The 25,750-nt window shown below is 71.7% G+C and carries 23 protein-coding genes; 15 read left to right on the top strand and 8 right to left on the bottom strand.

Annotation, left to right across the window (positions count from 1 at the left end; genetic code table 11):
• The first annotated feature begins 110 nt into the window (after positions 1-110).
• The 5 genes from ACIA5D_RS12425 to ACIA5D_RS12405 all read left to right on the top strand — a co-directional run bounded on the left by ACIA5D_RS12425 (position 111) and on the right by ACIA5D_RS12405 (position 6,532).
• The gene (locus ACIA5D_RS12425; RefSeq protein ID WP_396029960.1) at positions 111-1,412 is read left to right on the top strand and encodes an AAA family ATPase; all 1,302 of its coding nucleotides are present in this window, start codon (positions 111-113) and stop codon (positions 1,410-1,412) included.
• A 37-nt stretch (positions 1,413-1,449) separates the two neighbouring features.
• The gene (locus ACIA5D_RS12420; RefSeq protein WP_396029959.1) at positions 1,450-2,487 is read left to right on the top strand and encodes a beta family protein; all 1,038 of its coding nucleotides are present in this window, start codon (positions 1,450-1,452) and stop codon (positions 2,485-2,487) included.
• 20 nt (positions 2,488-2,507) lie between these two features.
• Positions 2,508-3,443 carry a bifunctional DNA primase/polymerase gene (locus ACIA5D_RS12415; RefSeq protein ID WP_396029958.1) on the top strand — a complete coding sequence of 312 codons (936 nt, stop codon included), beginning with the start codon at positions 2,508-2,510 and terminating at the stop codon, positions 3,441-3,443.
• Positions 3,444-3,470: 27 nt separating this feature from the next.
• Positions 3,471-4,145 (top strand): activator of HSP90 ATPase, encoded by a 675-nt coding sequence (locus tag ACIA5D_RS12410; protein ID WP_396029957.1) that lies wholly within the window; start codon positions 3,471-3,473, stop codon positions 4,143-4,145.
• Between the two features lie 596 nt (positions 4,146-4,741).
• Positions 4,742-6,532, top strand: coding sequence for a SpoIIE family protein phosphatase (locus ACIA5D_RS12405; RefSeq protein ID WP_396029956.1), 1,791 nt, complete (start codon positions 4,742-4,744; stop codon positions 6,530-6,532).
• Here the strand turns inward: ACIA5D_RS12405 and ACIA5D_RS12400 are convergent.
• From ACIA5D_RS12400 to ACIA5D_RS12390, 3 genes are read right to left on the bottom strand one after another with little or no spacing between them, the layout of a single operon-like run.
• Positions 6,524-7,936, bottom strand: a complete 1,413-nt coding sequence (locus tag ACIA5D_RS12400; protein ID WP_396029955.1) for a hypothetical protein — start codon at positions 7,934-7,936, stop codon at positions 6,524-6,526. The genes ACIA5D_RS12405 and ACIA5D_RS12400 overlap by 9 nt on opposite strands.
• Entirely contained in the window at positions 7,933-8,958 is a 1,026-nt protein-coding gene (locus tag ACIA5D_RS12395; RefSeq protein WP_396029954.1) for a hypothetical protein, read from the bottom strand. The genes ACIA5D_RS12400 and ACIA5D_RS12395 overlap by 4 nt, the downstream gene beginning before the upstream one ends.
• Positions 8,955-9,506 (bottom strand): hypothetical protein, encoded by a 552-nt coding sequence (locus ACIA5D_RS12390; RefSeq protein WP_396029953.1) that lies wholly within the window; start codon positions 9,504-9,506, stop codon positions 8,955-8,957. The genes ACIA5D_RS12395 and ACIA5D_RS12390 overlap by 4 nt, the downstream gene beginning before the upstream one ends.
• 156 nt (positions 9,507-9,662) lie before the next feature.
• Here ACIA5D_RS12390 and ACIA5D_RS12385 point away from each other — a divergent pair, with 156 nt between their 5' ends.
• On the top strand, positions 9,663-9,947 hold the full coding sequence (locus ACIA5D_RS12385) for a DUF427 domain-containing protein (protein WP_396029952.1): 285 nt from the start codon (positions 9,663-9,665) through the stop codon (positions 9,945-9,947).
• A 30-nt stretch (positions 9,948-9,977) separates the two neighbouring features.
• On the opposite strand, the gene ACIA5D_RS12380 is transcribed toward ACIA5D_RS12385, so the two are convergent.
• Both ACIA5D_RS12380 and ACIA5D_RS12375 read right to left on the bottom strand, forming a co-directional pair.
• Complete coding sequence (locus tag ACIA5D_RS12380) at positions 9,978-10,310, bottom strand: hypothetical protein (RefSeq protein ID WP_396029951.1); 333 nt, start codon at positions 10,308-10,310, stop codon at positions 9,978-9,980.
• A gap of 46 nt (positions 10,311-10,356) precedes the next feature.
• Entirely contained in the window at positions 10,357-10,599 is a 243-nt protein-coding gene (locus tag ACIA5D_RS12375; RefSeq protein ID WP_396029950.1) for a hypothetical protein, read from the bottom strand.
• Between the two features lie 142 nt (positions 10,600-10,741).
• Here ACIA5D_RS12375 and fxsA point away from each other — a divergent pair, with 142 nt between their 5' ends.
• From fxsA to ACIA5D_RS12360, 3 genes are read left to right on the top strand one after another with little or no spacing between them, the layout of a single operon-like run.
• Positions 10,742-10,927 carry an FxSxx-COOH cyclophane-containing RiPP peptide gene (fxsA, locus tag ACIA5D_RS12370; protein ID WP_396029949.1) on the top strand — a complete coding sequence of 62 codons (186 nt, stop codon included), beginning with the start codon at positions 10,742-10,744 and terminating at the stop codon, positions 10,925-10,927.
• 1 nt (position 10,928) lies between these two features.
• Positions 10,929-12,404: an aKG-HExxH-type peptide beta-hydroxylase gene (locus ACIA5D_RS12365; RefSeq protein ID WP_396029948.1), complete on the top strand. Its 1,476-nt coding sequence runs from the start codon at positions 10,929-10,931 to the stop codon at positions 12,402-12,404.
• A gap of 26 nt (positions 12,405-12,430) precedes the next feature.
• Positions 12,431-14,107, top strand: coding sequence for a putative bifunctional diguanylate cyclase/phosphodiesterase (locus ACIA5D_RS12360; RefSeq protein ID WP_396029947.1), 1,677 nt, complete (start codon positions 12,431-12,433; stop codon positions 14,105-14,107).
• Here the strand turns inward: ACIA5D_RS12360 and ACIA5D_RS12355 are convergent.
• Both ACIA5D_RS12355 and ACIA5D_RS12350 read right to left on the bottom strand, forming a co-directional pair.
• Complete coding sequence (locus tag ACIA5D_RS12355) at positions 14,035-14,898, bottom strand: hypothetical protein (protein WP_396029946.1); 864 nt, start codon at positions 14,896-14,898, stop codon at positions 14,035-14,037. The two genes, ACIA5D_RS12360 and ACIA5D_RS12355, sit on opposite strands and share 73 nt — an antisense overlap.
• Before the next feature lie 576 nt (positions 14,899-15,474).
• Positions 15,475-15,792 carry an STAS domain-containing protein gene (locus ACIA5D_RS12350; protein ID WP_396029945.1) on the bottom strand — a complete coding sequence of 106 codons (318 nt, stop codon included), beginning with the start codon at positions 15,790-15,792 and terminating at the stop codon, positions 15,475-15,477.
• A gap of 51 nt (positions 15,793-15,843) precedes the next feature.
• Between ACIA5D_RS12350 and fxsT the strand changes: the two genes are divergently transcribed.
• Positions 15,844-18,267 (top strand): FxSxx-COOH system tetratricopeptide repeat protein, encoded by a 2,424-nt coding sequence (gene fxsT, locus ACIA5D_RS12345; RefSeq protein ID WP_396029944.1) that lies wholly within the window; start codon positions 15,844-15,846, stop codon positions 18,265-18,267.
• A 244-nt stretch (positions 18,268-18,511) separates the two neighbouring features.
• Here fxsT and ACIA5D_RS12340 read toward each other — a convergent pair whose 3' ends face one another.
• Positions 18,512-19,705, bottom strand: a complete 1,194-nt coding sequence (locus ACIA5D_RS12340) for an MFS transporter (RefSeq protein WP_396029943.1) — start codon at positions 19,703-19,705, stop codon at positions 18,512-18,514.
• Between the two features lie 152 nt (positions 19,706-19,857).
• On the opposite strand from ACIA5D_RS12340, the gene ACIA5D_RS12335 reads away from it, so the two are divergent.
• From ACIA5D_RS12335 to ACIA5D_RS12315, 5 genes are all read left to right on the top strand, one after another.
• Complete coding sequence (locus ACIA5D_RS12335; protein WP_396029942.1) at positions 19,858-20,841, top strand: GlxA family transcriptional regulator; 984 nt, start codon at positions 19,858-19,860, stop codon at positions 20,839-20,841.
• A 130-nt stretch (positions 20,842-20,971) separates the two neighbouring features.
• On the top strand, positions 20,972-22,639 hold the full coding sequence (locus tag ACIA5D_RS12330) for a GspE/PulE family protein (RefSeq protein ID WP_396029941.1): 1,668 nt from the start codon (positions 20,972-20,974) through the stop codon (positions 22,637-22,639).
• 32 nt (positions 22,640-22,671) lie between these two features.
• On the top strand, positions 22,672-23,808 hold the full coding sequence (locus ACIA5D_RS12325) for a type IV pilus twitching motility protein PilT (RefSeq protein WP_396029940.1): 1,137 nt from the start codon (positions 22,672-22,674) through the stop codon (positions 23,806-23,808).
• Positions 23,809-23,812: 4 nt separating this feature from the next.
• The gene (locus tag ACIA5D_RS12320) at positions 23,813-25,045 is read left to right on the top strand and encodes a type II secretion system F family protein (RefSeq protein ID WP_396029939.1); all 1,233 of its coding nucleotides are present in this window, start codon (positions 23,813-23,815) and stop codon (positions 25,043-25,045) included.
• A gap of 91 nt (positions 25,046-25,136) precedes the next feature.
• Positions 25,137-25,622 (top strand): type II secretion system protein, encoded by a 486-nt coding sequence (locus ACIA5D_RS12315; RefSeq protein ID WP_396029938.1) that lies wholly within the window; start codon positions 25,137-25,139, stop codon positions 25,620-25,622.
• Positions 25,623-25,750: the final 128 nt, after the last annotated feature.

Here is a 25,750-nt window from a genome sequence, read left to right as displayed (position 1 = left end):
GCGTCAGCACACACAGTAGTTCCGCACGGCAAGTCGGACGGATCGGGCGTCACCCGGGCCGCAGCCGTAGGCCGGGCGGAATTGTCGGTGGCCCGCGCTACGGTGCCCGGGTGAATGCGATCCCGCCGGTCAGCCCGGCCGTCGAGGCGGCTCGCGTCATTGACGCCGTGCTGCGTGACCTGCGCGTCGGCGACCATCGCGGTGTCGTGGTCGACTCGCCGCCGGGCGCCGGCAAGTCGACGCTGGTGGTGCGGGCGGCGGGCGAGCTCGCCGCGTCCGGGCAGCCCTTGATGATCGTGGCGCAGACCAACGAGCAGGTCGACGATCTGATCGAGCGCCTCGGGGCACGATCGCCGCAGGTCATGGTGGGCCGGCTGTCGGCCGTCGATTACCAGCCCAGCGATCGCGTACGGGATCATCCAGCGTGCCGCGTCGGCGCGAAGGTGGCCGATCTCGGCTCGCCGGCCGTCACCATCGGCACGGCCGCGAAATGGGCGACCGTCGCCGAGGGCACGTGGCCCTGGGCGATCGTCGACGAGGCGTACCAGATGCGCTCCGATGCCCTGCTCCGCGTCGCGCCCCGGTTCGAGCGGGCTTTGTTCGTGGGCGACCCGGGCCAGCTCGACCCGTTCTCGACCGTCGAGGTCGACCGCTGGACGGGCCTGTCGTGGGACCCGATGCAGAGCGCGGTCGCGGTGCTGCTGCGGCACAATCCCGGCCTGCCCGTGCATCGCCTGCCGGTGTCGTGGCGCCTGCCGCATTCGGCGGCGTCCGTCGTGGCCGAGGCCTTCTACCCGTTCACCGGGTTCCGGTCCGGCACCGGGCCGGGCGAACGCACGCTCCTTTTCGGTACGCCGGCGGCAGATCCCCTTGACGAGGCGCTGGACGCGGCGGCGGCGACCGGCTGGGGGCTGCACGAGCTCGCGCCGCGGTTCACGATCCGCACCGACGCCGAGGCGGCCGCCGCCTGTGCGGCGCTGGCGGGGCGGGCGCTGGCCCGGGAGGCGGTCGCATCCTCCGAGTCGGGCGAGCAGCCGCTGACGCCCGCGCGCATCGCGATCGGCGCGGCCCACCGCGACCAGGCGGCGGCGATCCGGGCGCTGCTCCCGCCCGAGGCGGCCGGCGTCACGGTCGACACGGCCAACCGGCTGCAGGGCCGGGAATACGACCTGACGATCGTGCTGCACCCGCTCTCCGGCCGGCGCGACGCGACCGCGTTCCACCTGGAATCGGGGCGGCTGTGCGTGCTGACCTCGCGCCACCGGCATGCCTGCGTCGTGGTGGCCCGGGCCGGCATCGCCGAACTGCTCGACGAACATCCTTCCACCGAGCCGGTGCATCTCAACGTGCCGGTCAAGTTCCCCGACGGCTGGGAGGCAAATCAGGCGATACTTGCACATTTAAGTCGATGAGTGTCGCTTATCCGACACGAACCGCTACCGTAAGTAAATGGCGGTCTTCACGACGGCGGGCTCCATGCGGGACAGCGTCTACCGTCCCATCCTGCGCCCACGCCGGGGCGAGCTCACGGCCCTCAGTCACCTCGCGCCCGGGAACGCGGGCCGGGTCACCCCGATCCTCGAGCTCGAGCCGGGCCCGAGCATCGCGCCGCTGATCCGGCAGCTCCCGCCGCGCACGGGGGCCATCGCGATCGACTTCGGCGGACTGCCAGATCCGGCCGACCCGCTGGCGCTGCCGTCGCTCGACCTGGCCGAGGAACTGGCCGACCTGGGCGTGGCCATGATGCCGGTGCTCCGGGCGTACGACAATGGTCGTCGGCTGGCCGCCCACGGCCTTGCCGCGCGGATGCACCTGCGCCGTGCGGTGCTGCGGCTGCAGCCGCACGTCGACGCCGGGAATCCGGCGGAGGCGAACGCGGTCACCCAGCGGCTGCTGCTCGGCGCCGGGCTGGAGGCCGAAGAGGTCGACCTGCTGATCGACCTGGCCGAGACCGCCTGCGTGGCGCATGCCGACGCGGTCGAGGAGCAGTGCCGGCGGGTGTTGCGCTGGGCGCGCGAGATGCCGTGGCGCTCGGTGAGCGTGGCCTCGGGGTCGATGCCGCCCAACCTCGACGATCTGCCCACCGATCAGCCGGTCACGGTGGGACGGCTCGACGCGCGGGTGTGGACGCGGCTCGGCGTGCCCGGCGTCGGCTACTCGGATTACGGCGTGACCTCGCCGGTGCGGCGGCACGGCGTGCAGCGGCATCGGCAGCTTCCGACCTTGCGCTACACGGCCGAGCACAACTGGTGGATCTATCGCTGGGCGCGGCGCGGCGGACGCAGCGACGACCGCTGCCACGATCTGTGCCGCACGCTGGTGCGCTCGCCGCAGTGGCCGGCCACCGGCGCCCGCTTCTCGTGGGGCGACGCCGAGATCGCCCGGCGGGCCCGGACCGCGCGCGGCGCAGGCAGCTCGGCGAGCTGGATCTCGTGGAGCACTTCGCACCACATCGCCCATGTCCTGGAATCTCAGGCGGGACAGTAAACTGTCGTACGCTTGTCCTAATGTTGCTGACAGCCGCGTTGGCGTACGCCCGGCACGGGATCCCGGTCCTGCCGGTGCACACGCCTGACCCGCGCGGCGGCTGTTCCTGCGACAGAGGAATCCGATGCGACCATCCCGGCAAGCACCCCCGGCTGCGACACGGCCTCACCGAGGCCACCACCGACCCACGCCTGATCGAGGTGTGGTGGTCCCGCTGGCCCGAGGCGAATGTCGGGCTGCGCACCGGCGTAGCGATGGATGTGGCCGATATCGACTCGGCCGAGGGCTGGCACGGCCTGACCCACCTCCTCGGCGGCGAGCTGCCGCCCGGCCCCCGGGTGCGCACGGGCAGCGGCGGCTGGCATCTCTGGTTCCACACGATGGGGTTCGGCAATCGCGTGGGCCTGCTCCCGGGCCTGGATTGGCGGGGTGTGGGCGGCTACGTGGTGGCCCCGCCGTCCCGGCACGTCCGCGGCGACTATCGGTGGGTGCGCCGCCCGGGCGACGGCCTGCCGGCCGGCCCGGCCGTGCTGCGCGAGCTGATCGAGGGCCCGGTCGTGCCGCGCGACCTGATCGCGGGCTCGGCCTCGCCGCGCGACCTGATCGCGGGCCGGGCCGGGACGCGCGGCCTGGTCGAAGGCTCGGCCCTGCCGTCCTTCCGGCGCGCGATCGCCCACCCCGATCGGTACGGGCGGGCCGCGCTGGACGCCGAATCCGATCGGGTGGCGTCCGCGCCGGTGGGCACGCGCAACGACACGCTCAACCGGGCCGCGTTCGCGCTCGGCCGGCTCGTCGGCGCGGGCCTGCTCGACCCGGGCGACGTCGTACGTGAGCTCGACGCGGCGGCCCGGCGGGCCGGCCTGGGCCGCGCCGAGGTGCGGCGCACGATCCGGTCCGGGCTCACCGCGGGTCGACGGTCACCGATTGATCCCGAAGCAGGGCGACGCGTGGCGTGATCAATGGTTTGCCCCAATGATGGGGGCATGACCGATCAACACGGGCTGAAGCCGTACGACGTTGACGTCACCGTGGATGCGGGCCGCGACGAGGCCTGGGAGGCCGTCACGCAGCCCGCCGTGCTGCATCAGTGGTTCGGTTGGGACTACGACGGGCTGGACGCCGAGATCAGGCAGATCTTCGTCGACGAGGCAACCCTGTTGGCGCCCGAGCGGATGGGCTGGGCCGACGGGTCCTATCTGGAGGTGAGCGGCGACGACGACCGGGCGCGGGTGCGAGTGGCCCGCGAGGGCACGGGCCCGTCGAGCCCCGATCGGTACGACGCGATCGAGGAAGGTTGGCGCGCGTTCCTGCTCCAGCTGCGGTATCTGCTGAACGCCCGGCCACCGGGCCTGCGCCGGACGCTGTACCTGACCGGCGAGACCACGGGGTGGCAGGCGCTGTCGCTCGCCGAGGGTGGCTGGGAGCGTTCCGGCCCCCGCGTGGCCTGGACCGTGAACACCGACGGCCACCTCATCGTGGTGGCCGGGCGCGTTCCGCTGGACGACGCCAACGCGGCCCGCACCGAGGTGACGGTGTCCACGTTCGGCCTGGACGACGCGGCCTTCGAGGTCAGGCGAGAGGAGTGGACGAAGCGCTGGGCTCCCCTGGCCGCCAATGCCGAGGTGACGACGGCCGCCGACCCATCGCCCGACAACTGAGCCCGGCCCGGCATTGCGCGGCGACCCGACCCGGGTTTCCGCGGGGAGGCGATGCGTGCTCGGCCGCGAGCGGCTCGACACACGGCGGGCAGGCGGCTCGACACACGGCGGGCAGGCGGCTCGACACACGGCGGGCAGGCGGCTCGACACGCGGCGGGCAGGCGGCTCGACACGCGGCGGCCGGGCGGTCCGGCACTCGGTGGGCGAGCGTCCGGCACGCGGTGGGCGAGCGGTCCGGCACGTGAGCGTGGTCACGGAGACGGCGTTGCGACGCGCGGCTGGATGGTGGCATCCGGCCTCGAGCCGGAGCGCCGAGCCGGACTGCAGACCTAGCGCGAGCCAGAGGGGCAGGCGGGCCGCAGACCATGGCCAGGCAAGCCGCAGACCAGGGGCAGGCGGGCCGGAGACCAGAGGCAGGCGGGCCGCGAACCAGGGGGCGGTCTAGCAGCGAGCCAGGGGCGGGCGAGCCCCCCGGAGCCGGTGCGACGGGGCTGGTTGCGGGGTGGGGATGGGATGAACGGAGGGTCGATAGCGGGTTGCGGGGCCGGTAGCCTGTCAGGTCTGAGCGGCCGGGGGGCGACGTGCTGCGGGGAGACTTGGTCGAGACAGCGGGAGGCGTTCTCGTTGATCCGGAGCGCCTGCGGGCGGTTCGGCGGCTCGGGCTGGGTGCCCGGGCCGATGCGGCGTTCGACCGCATAGCGCTGCTGGTCGAGCGGCTTGTCGATGTTCCCGTCGCGCTGGTGACCGTGCTCGAGGACGATCGGCAATACCTGCCGGGGCAGGTGGGGCTGCCCGAGCAGCTTGCCAAGGCTCGCGAGATGCCGCTGAGCCATTCGCTCAGCCGGCACGTCGTGGAGGACGGGCGCGTGCTTGTCGTGCCGGACACCCAGGCCGATCCGCGGATGCGAGACCACCTCGCGGTGCACGAGCTGGGGGCGCGGGCGTTCGCGGGGGTGCCGCTCACCGACTCCGACGGGCACGTGCTCGGGACGCTCGCGGTGATGGATCGGGAGCCGCGCGCCTGGACCCGCAGCGAGATCGCGGTGCTGGTCGAGCTCGGCGAGGTCTGCTCCTCCGAGTTGCGGCTGCGGATCGCCCGGGAGATCGCGGACGAGGCCCGCCTGCGTGCGGAATCCGCGCACGACCAGCTCACCCTGCTCGGCGAGCTCACCGAGACGCTCTCGGCCACCATGGACATCGACGAGGCGCTGGGGCGGCTCGGCCGGATGGTCGCGGGACGTCTCGCCGACTGGTGCGTGGTCGCGCTGGCCGAGCCGTCCGGCACCGTGCGGCACGTGTCCGCGGCGCACCACGACCCGGCGTACGCGAAAGAAGCCGAACGTCTCGCCCAGCTCGCGGCCGCCGCGCCCGCGGAGATGAAATCGCTGGTCGCGGCGGTGCAGCGCACAGCGCTGCCGATCCGGGAGGACGCCGCCGACCCTCGGTCGCTGCGGGAGCGCATCAAGCCGGGCGAGATCGTCGAGATCGCCGAGCGGGTCGGGCTCGGCTCCTACCTCGTCGCGCCGATCACCGCGCCCGTGGGCCGGCGCATCGTCGGCGTGGTCATCCTGGTCAACGGGGCGGAGCGCGGGCCGTTCGGGGAGGCCGAGGAGCAGACCGCGGTGGAGATCGGGCGCCGGGCGGGGCTCGCGGTCGACAACAGCCGGCTCTACGGGCGGCAGCGCCACGTCGCCGAGGTGCTGCAGCACAGCATGCTGCCCCAGTTGCCCGAGATCCCGGGCATCGAGCTGCACGCCCGCTACCTGCCGGCCCAGGTCGGCACGGCCGTCGGCGGGGACTGGTACGACGCGTTCGTCCAGCCCGACGGCAGCGTCATGCTCGCGGTCGGCGACGTCTCCGGCCACGACATCGAGGCGGCCGCCACCATGGGGCAGGTCCGCAATCTGGTGCGCGGCGACGCCTACGGCCGCGACGACGAACCCGGCCCGCTGCTGGCCCAGCTCGACCGCGCCCTGCACGGGCTAGGCATGCCGGCCGCCGCGACCGCCGTCCTCGCCCGCCTGCGCCGGGACGCCGACGGGTACGACCTGACCTTCTCGAACGCCGGGCATCCGCCGCCGGTGCTGCTCCGCCCGGACGGCGAGGTCGAGGTCTGGTGGGAGGCGCCCGAGCCGCTGCTCGGCCTGCTCCCCCGCGAGGAACGCAGCACCCACCGCCGCCGGGTCCGGCCCGGCTCGACGCTCCTGCTCTACACCGACGGCCTGGTCGAACACCCCGCCCAGCTCATCGACGACGGCGTAGGCCGCATCCGCCGGGCCCTCCAGGGCAGCGCGGCCCTCCCGATCGACGACCTCTGCACCCGCCTCGTCAACACGGCCACCCGCCGCGACGACGACATCGCCCTCCTGGTGATCCGCCTACGCTGAGTCCGGCTCGGTCGAGGGCGGGCCACCGTGGGTCCAGGGAGTCTCGGCAGGATCGGGGAACGACGCACCCGGCCGGTAGGCCTCGCTCAATGTCGTCAGCAGCAGATTCTCGCCGATTGCCGGGACGCTGCCGGGCTCGGCCACCAGCTTGCGCCCCATCCCGCCGGAGAGCTCGAGCAGAACGTCGAACCCGGTGGCGGTCGGCGCGACCGAGATGACTTTGGCTTTCTGGGCCGGTCGTGCCGGAGATGTCAGCGTCGCCCCCGCCTCGACCCGGACGGTCTCGGTGGTGGCGACCATGATCCGCGGGCGGAGGACGGGCCGCTTGCCGGTGTCGTCGACGCGGTCCGGATTCGCCAGGGTCACGACGCCCCCGAAGGCCGCCCCGGCCAGGCGGTATTCGGCCATCACCAGGGGGTCGTCGAAGGCGCGCTGCACCGCGTACCGGGCCGCCGCGTTCTCGAGGCGCTGCAGGCGGGCGGCCGCGGCAACGGCGCCGTCCCGCCGCGGCTGGGGAGCACCGTCCTCGAGCAGATGCTGCACGTACGCGGAGTACACATCCCGGTCGCCATCCCAGCGGGAGGCGACCCGATCGCCCGACGGGAGGGCGCGGAGCAGGTCGAGCGAGCGCCACATCCGCTCCCACGTCGGCAGCAGCAGGTCGTGCAGGACCGCCGACAGCGCCGGGTCCGAGCCGGCGATCAGCGGCGCCAGCACGTGGTTGTCGAAATCGGGGTCGGTGGCCGGCCCGGCGACCGGCCCGCGCTCGGCCTGGCGGGCCGCCGCGGCGCCCGACTCGATCCAGGCCACGAGCGAGCCGAGGTGGTTGTCCTCGGCGCCGCTCTGCCCGGTCGCCCAGTGCAGCCCCAGCGCCTGCACGACGTTGACCAGCAGCGCCGAGCCCGGCATCTCGGACGCACCGGCGAGGAAGGTCAGCCACCGCCCGAGCACGGGCACCGACGACGGCACCGGGTGGTCGCCATCCGCCCGGCGGAAGCGGGTCGACCGCCCGAACAGCCGCAGGAAGTCGACGCCGCCGGTGTTCGGCACCCAGACCTGCGGCGCGTCGAGGTAGCGGTACCGCACGTCGCGTCCCCGGTCGACGGCCACCGCCTCCGTCTCGGTGGCGAACGACGTGAGGTACGGGACCAGGTAGGAGGCCAGCGAGGCGGCGAAGGCGAACCGCTCGTCCCGGTTGCGCGGCTGCGAGACGACCAGCAACCGCGGCGCCTCGAACGCGGTGCCGAGCATGGCGGCGAGCGGCGCGTTCGCCTCCCCCGCCATGGCCAGCGGGATCAGCACGAACGGCCGGTCGTGCACGTGCAGGTGCCGCACGGTGGCGATCGGCTGCGCCCGGCCCGCGGCGAACGCCTGCGCACGGGCGAGCGCGACCATCGTGCTCAAGAAAGGGCCTCATCTCGCAATCGAGCGGCCTGCCGCAACAGCGCGGCCGCCTCCGACTGCTCCGCCGCCGGCGCGGCCCCACCGGCCAGCGCGAGGGCCACCGAAATCTCGTCGATCCCGCCGAGCGCTTCGCGCACCGATCGCCCGAGCGCCGCCGTGGATCCAGACGCCTCATCCCGGCAATATACCGACATTTCGCAGGTAGACAGGCACTCGGGCACGTATCGGGCTGAGACCGCGGTCAGCGACGTGATCAGCGAGTCAACCGGCAGAGCCACGTCGAACGACACCGAGGACGGCAGCGAGTTGAACAGGTCGGAGACCGACGACAACCGCGACAACTGCCGCCGTAGCGTGGAGAGCTGCTTGCGGACATCCAGCACGACGGCAGCGGGCTGCAGCGAGAAATTGACCGGGCAGACGAGCACCACTTCGTGACTGACCCGGTCGTCCCCCAGCAACTGCCGCAGCGCCAGGACATAGACCGCCGCCTGCACCACGGCCGCCGAGACCGCCGCCGCGTCCGCCTGCCCGTCCACGATCGCAAACGACTTGATCTCGACGACCCGCAGCCGCCCCTCGCTCTGAAAAGCGATCAGATCGGGCTCGAGGTAGACCGTCTGCCCCGCCACCGAAAGCGTCAGCAACGGGTGGTCGATCAGCGCCGACCGCTCGGAGGCCAGCAGCTCACGGGTGCGCCCATGCCGGGCCCCCATCGTGTCGTCGGCGTCCTCACCCAGGTCGTGATACCCGACGACGCCGACATCGAGAACCGAGCGCAGCAGCGCGCAGTCATCCGCCTTCAGCATCGCCTCGAAGGCATTGCCGCGGGCAAGCGCGAATCGCGACTGCCCGAAGCTCCCCGGAAATCCGATCCGTTCGGCGAGCCGCACCTTGTCCACTCCGGCGGCATCCAGCACCGAGCGCCGCGAACACCCCGGATTCCCGGTGAGCGCCGCGATGGTCCGCGCATTGTGCCGCTTGGCCGGCGTGGATCCGCGCAGCCGGTCGAGGTGGCTCACCCTTTTCCTCGCTGATGGGGGACCGCCGGCACGCCGTACAGCTGCTGCCTCTCATCGAGCGTGGCGGCCCGCGCCACCAGTTCCTCCCGCGCCGGGGCCTCCGCCGCGATCTTGGCGACGAGAGCGGGGTCCGTCAGCGCGGCACGCGCGGCGTCGGCAAGATCAAGAGCCTCCACCCCATGCGGTACGCGCGCAGCCAGCTCCCGGAGCAACCGAAGGGAGGCCCGCCCCGGCGATATCGCCGCGAGTTCCGCCACCCGCACGATCATGGCCAGCTCGTCGGCCTGCCGAGTCGCAGGAGTGACTATTCGCCGCGAAAGGGGCCACTCCGCGAGCGCGACGAGCCCCGGCGCCGCGCTCAGATCATCCCGCAGGGCCGAGCACAACCCCGGCACCCGCTCCCGGGTCAGGGCCGCCACCGACAGGTCGCCATCGAACAGGGCCGCGTGCACATCTACCACGAGCCGGGCGCTCGCGGGCGCACCGAGCAGCAGCAGAGCGTGTCGTGCCTGCTCTCCGGTGGTCGGTAGCGTGCTCAGATGATTCACCGGGCCGCTCTCATGACGGGGGTCCTGTTGCGGATCGACTCTAGATCTTCATACACCGACGGGGCAATGTGGGGACGAGTCGCCACGTTTCACCCGCGATGGCGATTAATGTTCGCATATCGGACGCCCGACGTGTTCCGCGCTACCTTCGACCGTATGCCGAAGGCCATCTGGAACGACGAAGTTATCGCCGAGAGCGACGACACCGTGGTTGTCGAGGGCAACTACTACTTTCCCCGCGCGTCATTGCGCGAGGAAATGCTGGTGCCCTCGGACACCCACACCGTCTGCCCCTGGAAGGGCAAGGCGTCCTACTACACATTGTCTTCGAATGGGCACACCGCGCCGGACGCGGTGTGGTTCTATCCCGAGCCCAAGCCGGATGCCAAGGCCGTCCGCGACCGGGTCGCCTTCCGCAAAGACGTACGCGTAGAAGCCTGACAACGCCGCCCCAACCAGTGCGAGGCCCGCTCACGCGATGCGTGGGTGGGCCTCCTCGATAACCAAGACCTCCAGATAGTCGAGCATGTCCCGCTGCTCCTCCGGCTCGAGCGCGCCGAACGCCTCGTAGGCCGACGCCCGGGAGTGCGGGGTCTCGGCCGCGAGCAGCGCGATGATCGCCGACCAGGCCAGCGAGACCCGGTCGAACAGCCGCGCCCGCCGCAGCGAACTCAGCCGGCTCAGCATCGCCACCTTGGTCGCCGCGTCGTCGTCGTGCGCGATCCGGTCGGAGAGCTCGAAGAGCGCTTTGCCCCGGTACGGGTGCTCGGACTCGACCATTCGCGCCAGCTCGGCGTTGCTCATCCGGTCTACCGCAGGGGCCGGGCCGCGCCGGGGCAACTGGGGAACGTCACCGGGCACGGCTGTCCCTTCCACTCTCGTACCCGTTGCCGGGCGCCTGCTGCGGCAGGGTGGGCACATTCTGAAACGTTGGGAACGGCATCACGGGCATCGCGGGCTCGGCCGGCGCCGCCGCCTCGTCGATCGCCGCCGTGACCACGCCGTCGTCACCGGTCGCGGATGCGCTGAGCGCCGCGAGCCGATCCGCGAGATTTCCACCCGGCACAGTTTGTCCTCCGTTGCCGACTTTCATGCTGTTGGCGTCCTATGAGATCACGAGCACGCAACGACAGCATGCGCACCCGCCGCTCCGCCCGGCCGCCACCCACCCCGGCGACCACCGTAGCCTTGCCGCAATACATTGATTGTCACCACCGACCGGGAGAGGGGGTGTCGTGGACCGGACGACCGCCAACGACGTGGCGGAGTGGCAGTCGCCGATGGTCGACGTGTCCGGCATGTCCCTCGAGGAGCTGGCGTCCCACGACGGCGACACCGCCCTGGCCCACTGCCTGCGCCGCCTCGCCGCCGAGCTGGACGATCCCGCCGAGCCGACCGCCGGCTTCAACTCGGCCCTCTAGCGTGGTCGCCGCCGGCCCCGACGAGTCTCGGCCTACGCGTTTCCGCCTGACCGACGAGGACTTCGCCGCGCTCGCCGCCGGACGGCCCGGCCCGGCCACCGTCGACGATCTCCGGCGATCCCAGATCAGCCGCCATCTCCTCCTGCTTGCCGAAAACCTCAAAAACCCCGCATTCACCATCCCCACCTGGTACGCGCAGCCGGCCGTCACGCGCCGGGACGCCCTCGCCGATCCCATGCTCGCCCTGCACACGGCGGCCACCCTGGCCGCCCTACGCGCCGGCGCCGCCCTCCCGCCCGACCCCATCGCCTCCCCCCGCCGCATGACCGCCACCCACGACGGACTCACCCTGCGCGTCCGCCTCGAGGACACCGACCCCCTGCGCCCCCGCCTGGGCCTGACACCTTCCCGGCAGCTCACCGACGCCGAAGCCGCCCGTTGGCAGCACCTCCTCTCCGCCGCGTGGCAGATCCTCGTGACCCGCCACCGTGAGACCGCCACCGTCCTGGCCGCCGTGCTGCGCGTGATCGTCCCGATCGAGCCCGACCCCGGCGCGGCCGGCCTGAGCGCCACCTCCGCCGAGGCGTTCGGCGCGGTGGCCCTGTCTGCTCCCGCCGACGCGACGTCCTTCGCGGTGGGCCTGATCCACGAAACCCAGCACAGCCTCCTGAACGCCACCCGCACCCTGTTCGACCTGGTCCGACCGGGCGTGCCCCGCACCTACTCCCCCTGGCGGGAAGACCCGCGCCCGCCCTTCGGCCTCCTCCACGGCGCCTACGCCTACCAGTCGGTGACCCGCTTCTGGCGCGCCGAGGCCGGCCCGCTGGCCCGGTTCGAGTTCGCCCGCTGGCGAGCCGCCGTGGCCGATGCCGCCGATGCCCTGCTGGCGAACGGCGCCCTGACCGCCGCCGGCGTCCGTTTTGCCGAGGCCATGCGCGACGAGGTCTCGGCGTGGCGGGACGAGCCCGTCGACGCCGGTGTGAACCGCCTCGCCCTCGGCGCCAACGTCGAGCACCGAGTCAGGTGGCGCCTGCGAAACCTCGTCGTCCGGACTGACGGGTTCCTCGACGACTGGCGGGCCGGACGGGCGCCCCGCATCCCGGCGCCGGCCCTGCGCCCGGGAGGCGGCCGAGCCCTGGAGCGAAGCACGCGCCTCACCGCGGCCCATCGGCTGCTGCGCGACGGCACGACCGAGGGCCTGACCCTCGCCGACACGGCCTACCTGCGTGGGGACGCGGGCGCGGCGCTGACGGCGTACGCGAAAGGCTTGGAAAGCGGAACCCGCCCCACCGAGCCGGACCAACCGCCCGGCCCGCGGGAATCGGAGCTCTGGGCGGGAATCGCCCTGGTGTCGCCGTGGCGGTGCGTGCGCGAGCGGCCGGAAACCGTCCGCGCCGCCTTCGCATCGATCGAAGATGTCCCGCTCGCGGCCGTCGCCGAGTGGGTGGAAGGAAGCCTCATGTCGCCGCCGGTCTGAACCGATGGAAGGCGCGGAGGTGAGTCATGAGTTCCAGCAAGGCACTGGATCGGGTTCGTCGCGTCATCGACGAGGCCATGATCTTCGCGTCCTTGATGGTGCTGGCCTGGCCGATCGTCTTCGAGCGGCTCCACAACGAAGACCGTGGGGTGCTCGACTGGCTGCTGCCGACCGCCGTCGTGGTGGTGCTCAGCGCCGTGATCTCCAAACTGGCCGACCGCTGGCCGCTCGCGCAGTACGCGCCGGTCAGCGCGGCCATCGTGGTGGCGGGCCTGATCAACGCGGGCGACCGGAACACCCTCACCTGGCTGATCATCGCGGTGGCCGGCACGATCCTCGTGCGGCAGTTCCTCGGCGCCCGCACCAACCAGGGCCTCATGCGCGACCTCACCCGGCAGCGGGCCCAGCTCGCCCGGCAGGCGTTCCGCGACCCGCTCACCGGCCTCGGCAACCGGGCCATGTTCATGGACCACGCCCGGGACGCGCTCGCCGACGCCGACGACACCATGACCGCCGTGATCCTGCTCGATCTCGACGGGTTCAAGGGGGTCAACGACACCTACGGCCACGCGGCCGGCGACGCGCTGCTGCGGGTCACCGCCGAGCGGCTCAACGCGAACGTCCGCGCTAACGACACCGTCTCCCGGCTGGGCGGCGACGAGTTCGTGGTGCTGCTGCCGCGGCTCACCGACGACCAGATCGCCGACACCGTGGCCAACCGGATCCTGCGCGACCTGCTCCAGCCGCTCGTGGTCGGGGAGACCGTGCTGACGATCCGGGCGAGCGCCGGCATCGCGTTCACCCGCGGCTCGGGGCACGACGTCGACGCGATCCTGCGCGAGGCGGACGCCGCCCTCTACCAGGCCAAGGACGACGGCAAGGGGGTTGCCCGGCGGTTCGACCCGGCCCGCTTCGCCGAGGCGGAGCAGCGCCGGCATGACGAGGACGACCTGCGCCAGGCGCTCGCCGAGCGGCAGTTCGAGGTCCACTACCAGCCGATCGTCGACCTGGCCGGCGAGCACACCGTGGGCGTCGAGGCGCTGGTGCGCTGGCGGCACCCGTCCCGGGGACTGCTGCCGCCCGCGGCGTTCCTGGAGCTTGCCGAGGAGCTCGGCCTGATGCCGGAACTGGGCCTCTGGGTGCTCGAGCAGGCCTGCGAACAGGCCGTCGCGTGGCAGCGCGACAACCCGGACTTCGAGCTGAACGTCAACCTGTCCGCCTCCCAGCTGGGCAGCCCGCACCTGACCGATGACGTCCGCGCGGTGCTGGAGAGGACCGCCATCCCACCGCACCTGCTGGTGCTGGAGCTGACCGAGTCGGTGGCGCTGACCGATCTGGCCGAGTCGGCCCGGGTGCTGGGCTCGCTCAAGACGCTGGGCGTGCGGATCGCGCTCGACGACTTCGGCACCGGCTTCTCGTCGCTGAGCCACCTCGGCGCCCTGCCGGTGGACGTCGTGAAGATCGACCGGTCGTTCGTGCAGGCCATGCCGGAGTCCGCGACGGGCGCGTCGGTGGCCGAGGCGGTGCTGCAGATCGCCCGCACGTTCGGGCTGGCGCCGGTCGCCGAGGGCGTCGAGGACGCCGTGCAGGCGGCGCGGCTGCGCGACCTGGACTGCGCGCAGGCGCAGGGCTACCACTTCGCCAAGCCGATGCCGGCCGCCGGCGTCACCGACCTGCTCTGCACCCAGAGGGCCGCGATCTGAGTGTCTGTTGGAACGAGCCTCGCCGTGACGGCCGGAATGGTTTTCCGCCGCGAAAGAATGGCGCGAGAAGCCGTCGATAAAATGGCACCGGCGGCGGTGATATAGGGCAGATGCCGCGGGTCGCGTGGTGTGCGATCGCGTGGCCGGCACGCGCATGAGGCCGGGCCGCGGTGACGGTTCTTCCGCAACGACCCGGCGCGGCCAACCTGCTCCTCCGCGGAGGGGGTCGGCCTGCTCGGCCGGGGCGATTGGTCTTCCGCGGCGGGCTCGGCCTGCTCGGTGGGCACGGGCCCCGCGATCAGCTCGACCGCGGCGGGCTCGGCCTGCTTGGTGGGCACGGGCCCCGCGATCAGCTCGACCGCGGCGGGCTCGGCCTGCTCGGTGGGCTCGGCCAGTTCGGCGGGCTCGGGTGCAGCGATCGGCTCGGCCGCGGTGGGCTTGACAGGCAGAGCCGGGGTGGGCTGCGGGATCTGTTTGCCCGCCGGGCGCGCCACGACTCGCTGCTGCGGCGAGCCGAGGTCGTGGCTGGCGTGGGCGGACGACGCCATCGGCGGTGCGGGCTGTGCGGGTGTGCCCGGGTGGCTCGACCAGAGCCGACGCTCGGCTGCCGTCAAGGGTGAACCGTCGTCACCGCCGTGCAGGCGGCGCAGCTTACGAGCGTGCCGCTCGACAAGGCCCCACGCGCGCTGCCGGGCATGTTCGCGGCGGAACTCTTCACGCGCCGGCGAATAACGGCGGGACCGGGTGGGATCACGCATTTCCGCTAGCTGGGATTTGGTGAAGAAATCCATCTGCCGCACCCCAGAATTATCCCACCTCAAAGAATCCGGCGGTAAGCCCGGAACAGTTTCTGATCATGCCATTCTCACTCCGGTGTCGCTGTCGACAATGGTGATTTCCGGTCGGCTCCCGAAATGCCGGAGTGCCCCGTCCGCCGCCGCGACGGCCGGTGCCACCGCGACCAGGCAGGCGTCGGGCGATGGCATCCCTGCCCCGCCACCATCACACCGCAACCGGCCCGCAGTGCCGCGCCGCCCGGCCCGCAATGCCGCGCCGCCCGGCCCGCAATGCCGCGCCGCCCGGCCCGCAATGCCGCCCCGCCCGGCCCGCAATGCCGCGCCGCCCGGCCCGCAATGCCGCCCCGCCCGGCCTCGCGGCAACTCATCGACGATGAGTTGCGGTCTTTGTCGACCACCGACCTCAGCCCGGCGGTCGCGGCACCGGCTGGAGTTGCAGGCGGCTCGCGGAGCGCCGCGGGCCTGGCCCCGACTGCGGTTGTGGCCGGGCCGTCGCGCGTATCCGATAGATCTTGTTCGTCAGGTCTTGTTCGTTGAGGTCGCGCACCCGCCCAGCGCAGGCGACCGCTCTCAGGGCGTGACCTCGACGACCTCGAGCAGGCCGCTCAGCGCCAGGATCTGATGCACCGGCCGGCTCGGTCCGGACAGCCGGAACCGGATTCCTGTGTCGCGGGCGCGCTGGAAGCCGAAGATCAGCGCGCCCAGGCCGGTGGAGTCGATGAAGGTGAGCTCCCGCAGGTCGACCACGATCTCGCGGGGCCGCGCGGCCAGGGCTTCTTCCAGCGCCACCCGCACCTGGTCGACGGTGAGGACGTCCACTTCGCCGCGCAATGACACGGTTGTGGCGTCACGGTCCGTGTCGAGACTGGTCACAATCTCATCAGGCAACAGAGTCGTCCTTCTTCCACTGTCGTCACGTTTCCACGTACGGTAATCGGCATGCCGATCCTGGGCGGCCTCCCGCCACGTAACCCCGGTTTCGTGGGTCGCGAGGATCTCCTCTCCCGTCTGCACGGCCTGCTCACCGCGGGCCCTGTCGTGCTGCTCCCGGGCGAGGAACACCCGCTCGGCGGCACCGGACGTACCCAGCTGGCCGTCGAATATGTCTACCGGTACGCCGAAACGTACGATCTGGTGTGGTGGATCCCGTCCGAGCAGTCGGCCGGCGCGCGGCAGGCGCTGATCGGCCTCGCCCAACAGCTTGCCCTGCCCGAGGCCGGCGACATCAACCGCACGCTGGCCGCCGTGCGCGACGCGCTGAGCCGTGGCGAGCCGTACCGGAACTGGCTGGTCGTCTTCGAGGACGCCAACCGTCCTGAGGAGATCAAGTCGTACCTGCCGAGCGGCGCCGGGCATGTGCTGATCACCAGTCGCAACCCGCGCTGGCCGGCCGAGGTGGCGCAGTCGCTGCCGATCGGCGCGTTCGACCGGGCCGACAGCATCGACCTGCTGCGCCGCCGCGGCCCCGAGGTCACCGCCGCCGATGCCGAGCGCCTCGCGGAGCGGCTCGGCGACGTGCCGATGGCGCTCGATCTGGTCGCGGCGACGCGCGCCATGACCGGGTGGTCGGTCGAGGAGTATCTGACCCGATTCGGCGCCCAGCACGAAACGCTGGCGTTCCCCACCCCGATCCGGGTGGCGTGGGGACTCGCGGCCGACGCGCTGCGGGTCAACTCGCCGGCCGCCTATCAGCTGCTCGAGCTGGGTGCGTTCCTGGGCAGCGCGCCGGTCTCCTGGCGGCTGTTGTGGGGCGCCCGCATGCTTCCGCTCCCCGCCGAGCTGGCCCCGGCCGTACGGATAGAACGGAGGCTGAAGGCCGCGCTGCGCCTCATCGGCCGCTACGGCCTCGCCGAACTCGACCCGCCGGGCGAGCATCTGCTCGTGCACCCGCTGTCGCGCAGCATGCTCGGCCAGAGCCTCAGTTCCGAGCGGCACGCCGCGCTGCAGGCCACCGTGCGGGCGATGCTCGCCGCCGCCGACCCGGGCGACCCCGACGACCCGGCCGGCCGGCCGCGGTACGCCGAGCTCACCCCGCATTTGATCCACTCGGACGTGCTCGGCGCCGCCTCCGAGGAGATCCGGCAGCTGGTGATCAACTGCGTGCGGTTCCACTACGCCGCGGGCGACTACGACTCCAGCCGCGACCTGGCCGCCTCGGCCGTGGCCCGCTGGCGCGACACGCTTGGCGAGAACGACGAGCAGACCCTGCTCGCGTCGTTCCACCTGGCCAACGCCCTGCGCGCGCTCGGCCGCAGCGCCGAGGCCCGGGTGCTCAACGAGCAGACCCTGCGCTCGCAGCGGGCCGCGCTCGGTGGCGACGACGAGACCACCCTCGCCACCGCCAACAGCGTCGGCGCCGATCTGCGCATCCGCGGCCACTTCGGACAGGCCCGCCAGCTCGACAACGACAACATGCTGCGCTACCGGCGCGTCCTCGGCGACGGCTTCCCGACCGCGCTGCGCTGCGCCAACAACCTCGCGGCCGACCTGCGCCTGCTCGGCGACTTCCGGGGCGCCCGCGCGCTCGACGAGCAGGTCCTGCGGCAGCGGCAGGCGACGCTGGCCGACGGCCACCCCGAGATCATCTCGTCCCGGGCCGGACTCGCCTTCGACCTGTTCGGGCTGGGCGACTACGCGGGCGCGGCCGAGGTGCTGGCCGCCATCCGGGCCGGCGCGCTCCCCGACGACCACCCGTTCGCGCTCTGGGCCGCCCGGGTCGCGGCGATGGCGGCCCGGCGCCGCTGCCTCCCCGACGCGCGGGAGACGGCCGAGACGACCGTCGAGCTGTGCCGGCGCCGCTTCGGCGATCTGCACGTCGAGACGCTCGCGGCGATCGTCACGCTGGCGCACGCGGCGACCGCGGCCGGCGATCTCGGCCAGGCGCAAGACCTCCTGGAACGGGCCGTGGTGCGGTACCACTCGCTGCTCGGGGACGAGCATCCGTTCACGCTGTCGGCCTCGGCCGCGCTGGCGGGCGTGGTGCGCATCGCCGGCGGCCACGTCGAGGCCCGCCGGATCGACCAGGAGGCGCTGCACGGCCTGCGGCGCAGCGTCGGCGCCGACCACCCGTTCACGCTGGCCTGCGCCAACGGCTACGCGACCGATCTGTTCGGCCTGGGTGAGCGGCAGGAGGCCCAGCAGATCGCCGCCGACACCTGGCAACGGTCGCACCTGCTGCGCGGCGCCGAGCACCCCGACACCCTGGCCTGCGCGTGGAACGCGGTGGTCGACGGCGGCGACGAGGAGGCCCGGCTCCAGGTGACCGCGGCCCTTGCCAAGGTCTACGGCGAGGGCCATCCGCTGCTGGCCCGGGTGGCCGCGGGGGAGCGGCTGGAGACGGAAGTCGATCTTCCGCCGCTCTAGACTGGAGACTTTCGCGGTCAGGGTCTGATCGGCGCTGGCTGCGGCACGGCAGTCAGGGTGAGCGGGGCGCTTGCCGGCGTCGCCACCGAGCTCAGCCCGGCGGGCGCGGCACAGGCCGCGCCCCCCGCCTGGTTCGCGGTGTGCCAGGGCCGCGGGCCGACTGCGGTTGTGGCCGGGCCGCCGCTCGTATCGGAAAAGCAGTGCAGCCACCCGCCGAAGCGCGACAAATATGCAGCTGCCCCAGCTATGCCTTGGCCGCTGCGGGCGCCAGGCCGATGCCCGGTGCGATCGGCCTGAGGCGCTTGCCGGCGAAGAGCATCAGGCTCAGCAGGCTGGCGAGGATGGCCAGCGCGCCGGCGCCGTACCAGGCCGCGTTGTAGGTGCCCAACTGGTCGCGCAGCAGGCCGGCCGAGCTGGCCGCGATCGCGGCGCCGAACTGGTGCGAGGCGAACACCCAGCCGAAGACCACCGGGCCGCTTGCGCCGAAGTACTCCCGGCACAGGGTGACCGTCGGCGGCACGGTGGCCACCCAGTCGAGCCCGTAGAACAGGATGAACACCACCATGCTCGGGTGCGCGCTCGCCGCGAACAACGACGGCAGCACCAGCAGCGAGAGCCCGCGGCCGAAGTAGTAGACGCCGAGCAGGACCCGCGAGTCGACCCGGTCGGTGAGCCAGCCCGAGACGATCGTGCCGGCGATGTCGAACAAGCCGACCAGCGCCAGCAGGCTCGCGGCCGTGGTCTCGGCCATGCCGTGGTCGTGCGCGGCCGGGATGAAGTGGGTGCCGACCAGGCCGTTGGTGGTGGCGCCGCAGATCGCGAAGCCGCCGGCCAGCAGCCAGAACGGGCGGGTGCGGGCGGCCTGCCGGAGCGCGCGCAGGGCCGTGCGGGCGGCGCCGGCGGGGGCGATCGGCTTCGGCTCCTCGTAAGAACCGCCGAGCGGGCCGATGCCGAGCTCGGCCGGGTGGTCGCGCAGCTTCCACCAGACCAGCGGCACGACCAGCAGCGCCATGCCGGCCACGGTGAGCGCCGCGAAACGCCAGCCCTGGCTCTCGGTGAGGTTGGCCAGCACCGGCAGGAAGACCAGGTTGCCGGCCGCGCCGCCGGCGGTGAGCACGCCGGTGACCAGGCCGCGGTGCTTGACGAACCAGCGGTTGGCGATGACGGCCACGAAGCCGAGCGCCATCGAGCCGGTGCCGAGCCCGACCAGCACGCCCCAGCAGAGGATGAGCTGCCAGCTCTGCTGCATGAACACGGTCAGCCCGGAGCCCGCCGAGACCAGCAGCAGCGCGCCCATGACCACGCGCCGGATGCCGAGGCGCTCCATGAGGGCGGCCGCGAACGGCGCGGTGAGCCCGTAGAGCAGCAGGTTGACCGAGACGGCGGCCGAAATCGTACCGAGCGACCAGCCGAACTCGTCGTGCAGCGGACGAAGCATGACCGACGGCGTCGCTCGGAATCCGGCGGCGCCTACCAACGCGATGAAAGCGATGAAGGCCACAAACCAGGCTGGATGAATTCTGTACGTCTTCTGCACGTGACCAATAGTGGGCGACCGCACCCGATCAGACGAGTGGCCGGGAGGCCATCATGCGCAAGAATTGGGCCATGCAGCAGCACGTGATCGCGATCCTGGCATTGGAGCACGTCGTCCCGTTCGACCTCGGCACGGCGACACAGATCTTTCGAGCCGCCCGCGATGCCGATGAGCAGCGCCTCTACGACGTGCGTGTCTGTGGCCCCGGTCCGATCCGCAGCCACGCCGGCTTCACCGTCGTGCCCGACCACGGGCTGGCGGAGCTGGCGACGGCCGACACCATTGTGGTGCCGGGGGTCGACGGCGGCAGCACAGTGACCGACGGCACACTCCGGCCGGAGGTCAAGGCGGCCCTGCTCGCCGCCGCCGAGCGCGGCGCCCGGATCGTCTCGATCTGCACCGGCGCCTCGGTGCTGGCCGCGGCCGGCCTGCTCGACGGCCGCCCGGCCGCCACCCACTGGGCCTGGGCCGATTGCATCCCGGGGCTGTATCCGCAGGTCAAGTGGAACCTCGACGTGCTGTTCGTGGACGACGGCGACATCCTCACCTCGGCCGGAGTCGGCGCCGGCATCGATCTCTGTCTGCACATCGTGCGCAACGACCACGGCGCCGAGGTGGCCAACCGGGCGGCCCGGCGCTGCGTGGTGCCACCCTTCCGGGACGGCGGGCAGGCGCAGTACATCGAGCGGCCGGTGCCGCAGAGCGCGGGCGCGGGCACCGAGCCGACCCGGGCCTGGGCGCTGGACCGGCTGGCCGAGCCGGTCAGCCTCGAAGACATGGCCGAGCACGCCCGGATGAGCGTGCGCACGTTCACCCGGCGCTTCCGGGACGAGACCGGGATGAGCCCGCGGCAGTGGCTGCTGCGCCAGCGGGTCACGCACGCTCAGCTTCTGCTGGAATCGACCGATCTCGGGGTCGACACGGTGGCCCGGCGCTCGGGCCTGGGCAGCGCCACGGCCCTGCGGCAGCACCTCCAGGCCACGATCGGGGTGGCGCCGAGCGCGTACCGGAAGACGTTCCGGCGCCCGGTGCGGTGAGGGTTATTCAGGGCGGTGGAGACCAAGCCGATGACGTGCGGCTAGGTGCAGCTCAAGGTATGCCCTGAATAACCCTCAATCTGTCTGATAGGCCCTCAGCTCGGCGGACGTTTGTCCGATCGTCTGGGTCATGGACCAGACCTTCCGCCCGCTGCTCGACGCGCTCAAGCAGATCGGTGTCGATCCGCGCGCCGTCGACGCGGCGGCGGACGAGGCCCAGCGCAGCGGCCGGTCGGTCCGCGCCGTCCTGATCAACGACAATGTCGTCACCGAGGAACAGCTGACCGCCGCGGCCGCGCAGGCCTTCGGCATCAACACGCTCGACCTGGCCGGCTTCATCCCCGACCCGCAGGCGCTCAAGCGCATCCCGCTCCCAGTCGTGCTCCGCCACCGCGTGCTCGGCCTGTCGATGGCCGACGGCGAGCTCACGGTCGGCGTGACCGACCCCGGCGACGTGGTCGCGCTCGACGACGTCCGCGCGGCCACCGGCATGACCGTACGCCCGGTGGTGGTGGCCCGCTCCGAGGTCCGCCGGATCATCGAGAAGCTCCAGCGGGAGTCGAGCGACCTCGGCGAGCTCGCCGAGGTCGAGCAGGACGACCAGGCCGGGATGGCCGCCCAGGCCACCAGCGTGGACGACGCGCCGATCGTGCGCTACGTGAACAACCTGATCGAGCAGGCCGTCATGAACCGCGCCTCCGACCTGCACCTCGAGCCGACCGAGGACGACATGCGGGTGCGGTACCGGATCGACGGTGTGCTGCACGAGGTCGACCTGGTGCCCAAGGGCGTCATGGCCGCGCTCACCTCACGCATCAAGATCATGTCGGGCGTCGACATCACCGAGAAGCGGGTGCCGCAGAACGGCCGCATCACCGCGATGATCCGCGACCGCACGGTCGACCTGCGTACCGCCACGCTGCCGACGGTGTGGGGCGAGAAGATCGTCCTGCGGGTGCTCGACACCGGCGGCATCGACCTCGACTTGAACAAGCTGGGCTTCACCCAGCACAACCTCGACCGCTTCGCGTCCTCGTTCACCAAGCCGCACGGCATGGTCCTGGTCACCGGCCCCACCGGCTCCGGCAAATCCACGACTCTGTACGCCACGCTGGGCCGTATCAGCAAGCCGGAGATCAACGTGATCACGGTCGAGGACCCGGTCGAGTACCGCCTGCGCGGGGTCAACCAGGTGCAGGTCAACGCCAAGGCCGGGCTGACCTTCGCGGCCGTGCTGCCGGCCATCCTGCGGTCCGACCCGGACGTGGTGCTGATCGGTGAGATCCGGGACAGCCACACCGCCCAGATCGCGGTCGAGGCGTCGCTCACCGGCCACCTCGTGCTCTCCACCCTGCACACCAACGACGCGCCCGGCGCGGTCACCCGCCTCACCGAGATGGGCATCGAGCCGTTCCTGGTCGGGTCGTCGCTGGACTGCGTGCTCGCCCAGCGACTTTCCCGGCGGCTGTGCGACTGGTGCAAGGAGGCGTACCAGCCGACCGAGGAGGAGCTGGTCGGCGCGAGCTGGCCGTTCGAGGACCTGATCGTGCCGGAGGCGCTGTACCGGCCGGTGGGCTGCCGGAACTGCGCCAACACGGGGTACCGCGGCCGGATCGCGATCCACGAGGTCATGCCGATCTCGCCGGAGATCGAGTCGCTGACCATCCGGCGGGCCTCGTCCAACGAGATCCGCGAGGTGGCCCTCGACCAGGGCATGTACGACCTGCGAGCGGACGGGCTGGCCAAGGCGGCGGGCGGGCTCACGTCCGTACGCGAGGTCTCCCGCATCGCGATCTAAGCAATTCCCGAAATCGTCCGATAGGGGAGCTGATGTATACGACCGACCAGCAGGTGCCGCACCAGGCGGCGCCGGTAGAGCCGCCCGCGTCCGCGCAGGGCGACCTGGCCGTGCTCAACCAGATGCTCGTGACGCTCGTCGAGTCGGGCGGCTCCGACCTGCACCTGACCGTCGGCACCCCGCCGATGATCCGGGTGAACGGCTCACTGGGACCGCTGCCGGGCTACGGCAACCTCAACTCGTCCGACACCGCGCTGCTGGCCCGCGCCGCGATCTCGCCGGCACAGTGGCAGACGTTCCAGGACTGCCAGGAGCTGGACTTCGCGCACAGCATCGTGGGCGTCTCCCGCTTCCGCGGCAACCTCTACGTGCAGCGCAACTCGTGTGGCGCGGTCTTCCGGGCCATCCCCCACAAGATCAAACCGCTGGACGAGCTGGGCATGCCGGCCTCGGTGGCCCGCTTCGCCCACCTCCCCCGCGGTCTCGTGCTGGTCACCGGCCCCACCGGCTCCGGCAAGACCACCACGCTGGCCTCGATCCTCGACCTGGCAAACCGCAGCCGCGCCGCGCACATCATCACCATCGAGGACCCCATCGAGTTCCTCCACCCGCACAAGCGCAGCGTGGTGAACCAGCGCGAGGTCGGCACGGACACCGACGACTTCGCCAGCGCGCTCAAGCACGCGCTGCGTCAGGACCCGGACATCATCCTGGTCGGCGAGCTGCGCGACCTGGAGACCACCTCGACCGCGCTGACCGCGGCCGAGACCGGTCACCTGGTGCTGGCCACCCTGCACACGCAGAGCGCCACCCAGACCATCGACCGCGTCATCGACATCTTCCCGCCGCACCAGCAACTGCAGATCCGCGCGCAGCTGGCCGCGTCGCTGCAGGGCGTGGTCACCCAGGCGCTGGCGCCCACCGCGGACGGCAAGGGCCGGGTGGTGGTCGCCGAGATCCTCACCGCCACCCCGGCCATCCGCAGCCTCATCCGTGAGGGCAAGTCGCACCAGATCCCCTCGTTCATGCAGGCCGGCGGCTCCGAAGGCATGCTCGCCTTCGATCAGAACCTGGCCGAGAAGGTCCGCGAGGGCCAGGTCACCCTGCAGGTCGCCCTCGAGCTCTGCCACTCGCAGGAAGAACTCAAGAGATTGATCGGCCGGATGTGATGCCATGCCCGTGACCAAGACGTTCCACTACAGCAGCATCGACGCCAACGGGCGCAAGTCGAAGGGCACCGTGGAGGCGGCCAGCGAGGCCGCCGCCACGCAGATGCTGCGGCAGCGCGGCGAGGTGCCGCTCGAGGTGACCGGCGCCGGCCATGGTCTCAATCAGGAGTTGAAGATCCCGGGCCTGGGCGGCCGGACGAAGATGAAGGACCTCGCGATCTTCGCCCGGCAGTTCGCCACGATGACGTCCTCGGGCATGTCGTTGCTGCGCTCGCTGTCGATCATGGAGGAACAGACCTCGGTGGCCTCGCTCAAGGCCGCGATCGGCGAGACCCGCACCGACGTGGCCGGCGGCGTCTCGCTCTCGGCGGCGATGGCCAAGCACGACAAGATCTTCCCGCGCCTGATGATCGCGATGGTCCGGGCCGGCGAGACCGGCGGCATGATCGACCGGGCCCTCGAGCAGATCGCGGCGAGCCTCGAGAAGGACACCGCGCTCCGCGGCAAGATCAAGAGCGCGCTGACCTATCCGGCGATCGTGCTCGGCTTCACGTTCGTGCTGATCGCGGCCGTGTTGATCTTCATCGTCCCGATCTTCGAGGCGATGTTCAAGAGCCTCGGCGGCGAACTGCCGGCGATCACCCAGTTCCTCGTCGACGCCAGCCACAACATGTGGTGGATCGGCCCGCTGATCCTGATCGTGCTCATCGGCGGTTCGGTCACCTACAAGCGGCAGATGCGGGCGAGCGCCGACTTCCGGCTGACCGTGGACAAACTCAAGATCCGCATGCCGGTCTTCGGCTCGCTCTTCCAGAAGCTCGCGATGAGCCGTTTCTCACGCAACCTCGGCCTGCTGCTCAACGTGGGCGTGCCGATCATGCAGGCGCTCGCCGTGGTCGGCGAGACGACCGGCAACGAGGTCATCAACGTCGCGATGAAGGACGTCCAGGGCGCCGTACGAGACGGGCAGCCCATGTCGTCCGCCATGCGACACCACAAGATCTTCCCCGAGATGGTCACCCAGATGATCGAAGTGGGGGAAGAAAGCGGTCAGATCAGTCAGATGCTCGACAAGGTTGCCGATTTCTACGACAGGGAAGTCGACAGCGCCGCCGAATCCCTGACCGCCTCCATCGAACCCATCATGGTGCTCGTGATGGGTGCGGTGGTCGGCGGAATGGTGGTCTGTCTGTACCTCCCGATGTTCACGATCTACCAGAACATCCAGAGCAACTGAGCCTCAAGTACCGCCGCGAACGACCGAACTGAGGTCGACCCTGCACCACCCCCTTCCCCGCCCCACCCCCACAGCCTCGGAGGCGTCCCCAATGCACGAGACCATCAACCGGCTCCGCGCCAAGAAGGGCGACGAGGGCTTCACCCTCATCGAGCTCCTCGTCGTCGTCGTCATCATCGGCGTCCTGGTCGCAATCGCCGTACCGGTCTACCTGAACTACCGCAAGGGCGCGGCCGACAAGTCGGCCCAGAGCGACGTCCGCGGCGCCGTCAGCGCGGTCGAGCAGTTCTACACCGACAACGGCAACAACTACCCGCTCGACGTCGACGGCGTGAACAGCGGCGCCTCGGGCGGCGTCGCCTCGCTCGGCCTCAAGGCCACGAGCGCCGGCACCGCCACCCAGACCATCACGCTGTCCGACAAGACCGAGCTCGGCTACGTCAACAAGGGCTCGTACTACCTGCTCTGCGGCCACAACACCGGCGGCAGCGACAAGTGGTACGTCTACGACAGCTCGGCCGGCGGCTCGGTCAAGGCCTCGACCGTGACGATCGCAGCCCGCAACACCTGCGTCTGATTCACCGCGGTGGGGGCGGCCGCCCCCGGCCCCCCCCCCCCCCCCCCCCCACGAGCCGGGGGGGCCGGCCCATCCCCCGGCATTTATGTACTGCGTGGTCGGCCGCCGCGGCGTCGCCGGCGGGTAGT

This window comes from Actinoplanes sp. NPDC051513 (genome assembly GCF_044454685.1).
In the GTDB taxonomy this organism is placed as follows: domain Bacteria; phylum Actinomycetota; class Actinomycetes; order Mycobacteriales; family Micromonosporaceae; genus Actinoplanes.
This window is presented reverse-complemented; position numbering and strand designations above follow the sequence as displayed.

What these genes read in the sequence shown, in the direction of transcription:
- ACIA5D_RS12420 (WP_396029959.1), top strand. Translation starts at nt 1,450, where the DNA reads ATGGCGGTCTTCACGACGGCGGGCTCCATGCGGGACAGCGTCTACCGT.
- ACIA5D_RS12415 (WP_396029958.1), top strand. Translation starts at nt 2,508, where the DNA reads ATGTTGCTGACAGCCGCGTTGGCGTACGCCCGGCACGGGATCCCGGTC.
- ACIA5D_RS12410 (WP_396029957.1), top strand. Translation starts at nt 3,471, where the DNA reads ATGACCGATCAACACGGGCTGAAGCCGTACGACGTTGACGTCACCGTG.
- ACIA5D_RS12385 (WP_396029952.1), top strand. Translation starts at nt 9,663, where the DNA reads ATGCCGAAGGCCATCTGGAACGACGAAGTTATCGCCGAGAGCGACGAC.
- ACIA5D_RS12380 (WP_396029951.1), bottom strand. Translation starts at nt 10,310, where the DNA reads ATGAGCAACGCCGAGCTGGCGCGAATGGTCGAGTCCGAGCACCCGTAC.
- ACIA5D_RS12375 (WP_396029950.1), bottom strand. Translation starts at nt 10,599, where the DNA reads ATGAAAGTCGGCAACGGAGGACAAACTGTGCCGGGTGGAAATCTCGCG.
- ACIA5D_RS12360 (WP_396029947.1), top strand. Translation starts at nt 12,431, where the DNA reads ATGAGTTCCAGCAAGGCACTGGATCGGGTTCGTCGCGTCATCGACGAG.
- ACIA5D_RS12355 (WP_396029946.1), bottom strand. Translation starts at nt 14,898, where the DNA reads ATGGATTTCTTCACCAAATCCCAGCTAGCGGAAATGCGTGATCCCACC.
- fxsT (WP_396029944.1), top strand. Translation starts at nt 15,844, where the DNA reads ATGCCGATCCTGGGCGGCCTCCCGCCACGTAACCCCGGTTTCGTGGGT.
- ACIA5D_RS12340 (WP_396029943.1), bottom strand. Translation starts at nt 19,705, where the DNA reads ATGCTTCGTCCGCTGCACGACGAGTTCGGCTGGTCGCTCGGTACGATT.
- ACIA5D_RS12335 (WP_396029942.1), top strand. Translation starts at nt 19,858, where the DNA reads ATGCGCAAGAATTGGGCCATGCAGCAGCACGTGATCGCGATCCTGGCA.
- ACIA5D_RS12330 (WP_396029941.1), top strand. Translation starts at nt 20,972, where the DNA reads ATGGACCAGACCTTCCGCCCGCTGCTCGACGCGCTCAAGCAGATCGGT.
- ACIA5D_RS12325 (WP_396029940.1), top strand. Translation starts at nt 22,672, where the DNA reads ATGTATACGACCGACCAGCAGGTGCCGCACCAGGCGGCGCCGGTAGAG.
- ACIA5D_RS12320 (WP_396029939.1), top strand. Translation starts at nt 23,813, where the DNA reads ATGCCCGTGACCAAGACGTTCCACTACAGCAGCATCGACGCCAACGGG.
- ACIA5D_RS12315 (WP_396029938.1), top strand. Translation starts at nt 25,137, where the DNA reads ATGCACGAGACCATCAACCGGCTCCGCGCCAAGAAGGGCGACGAGGGC.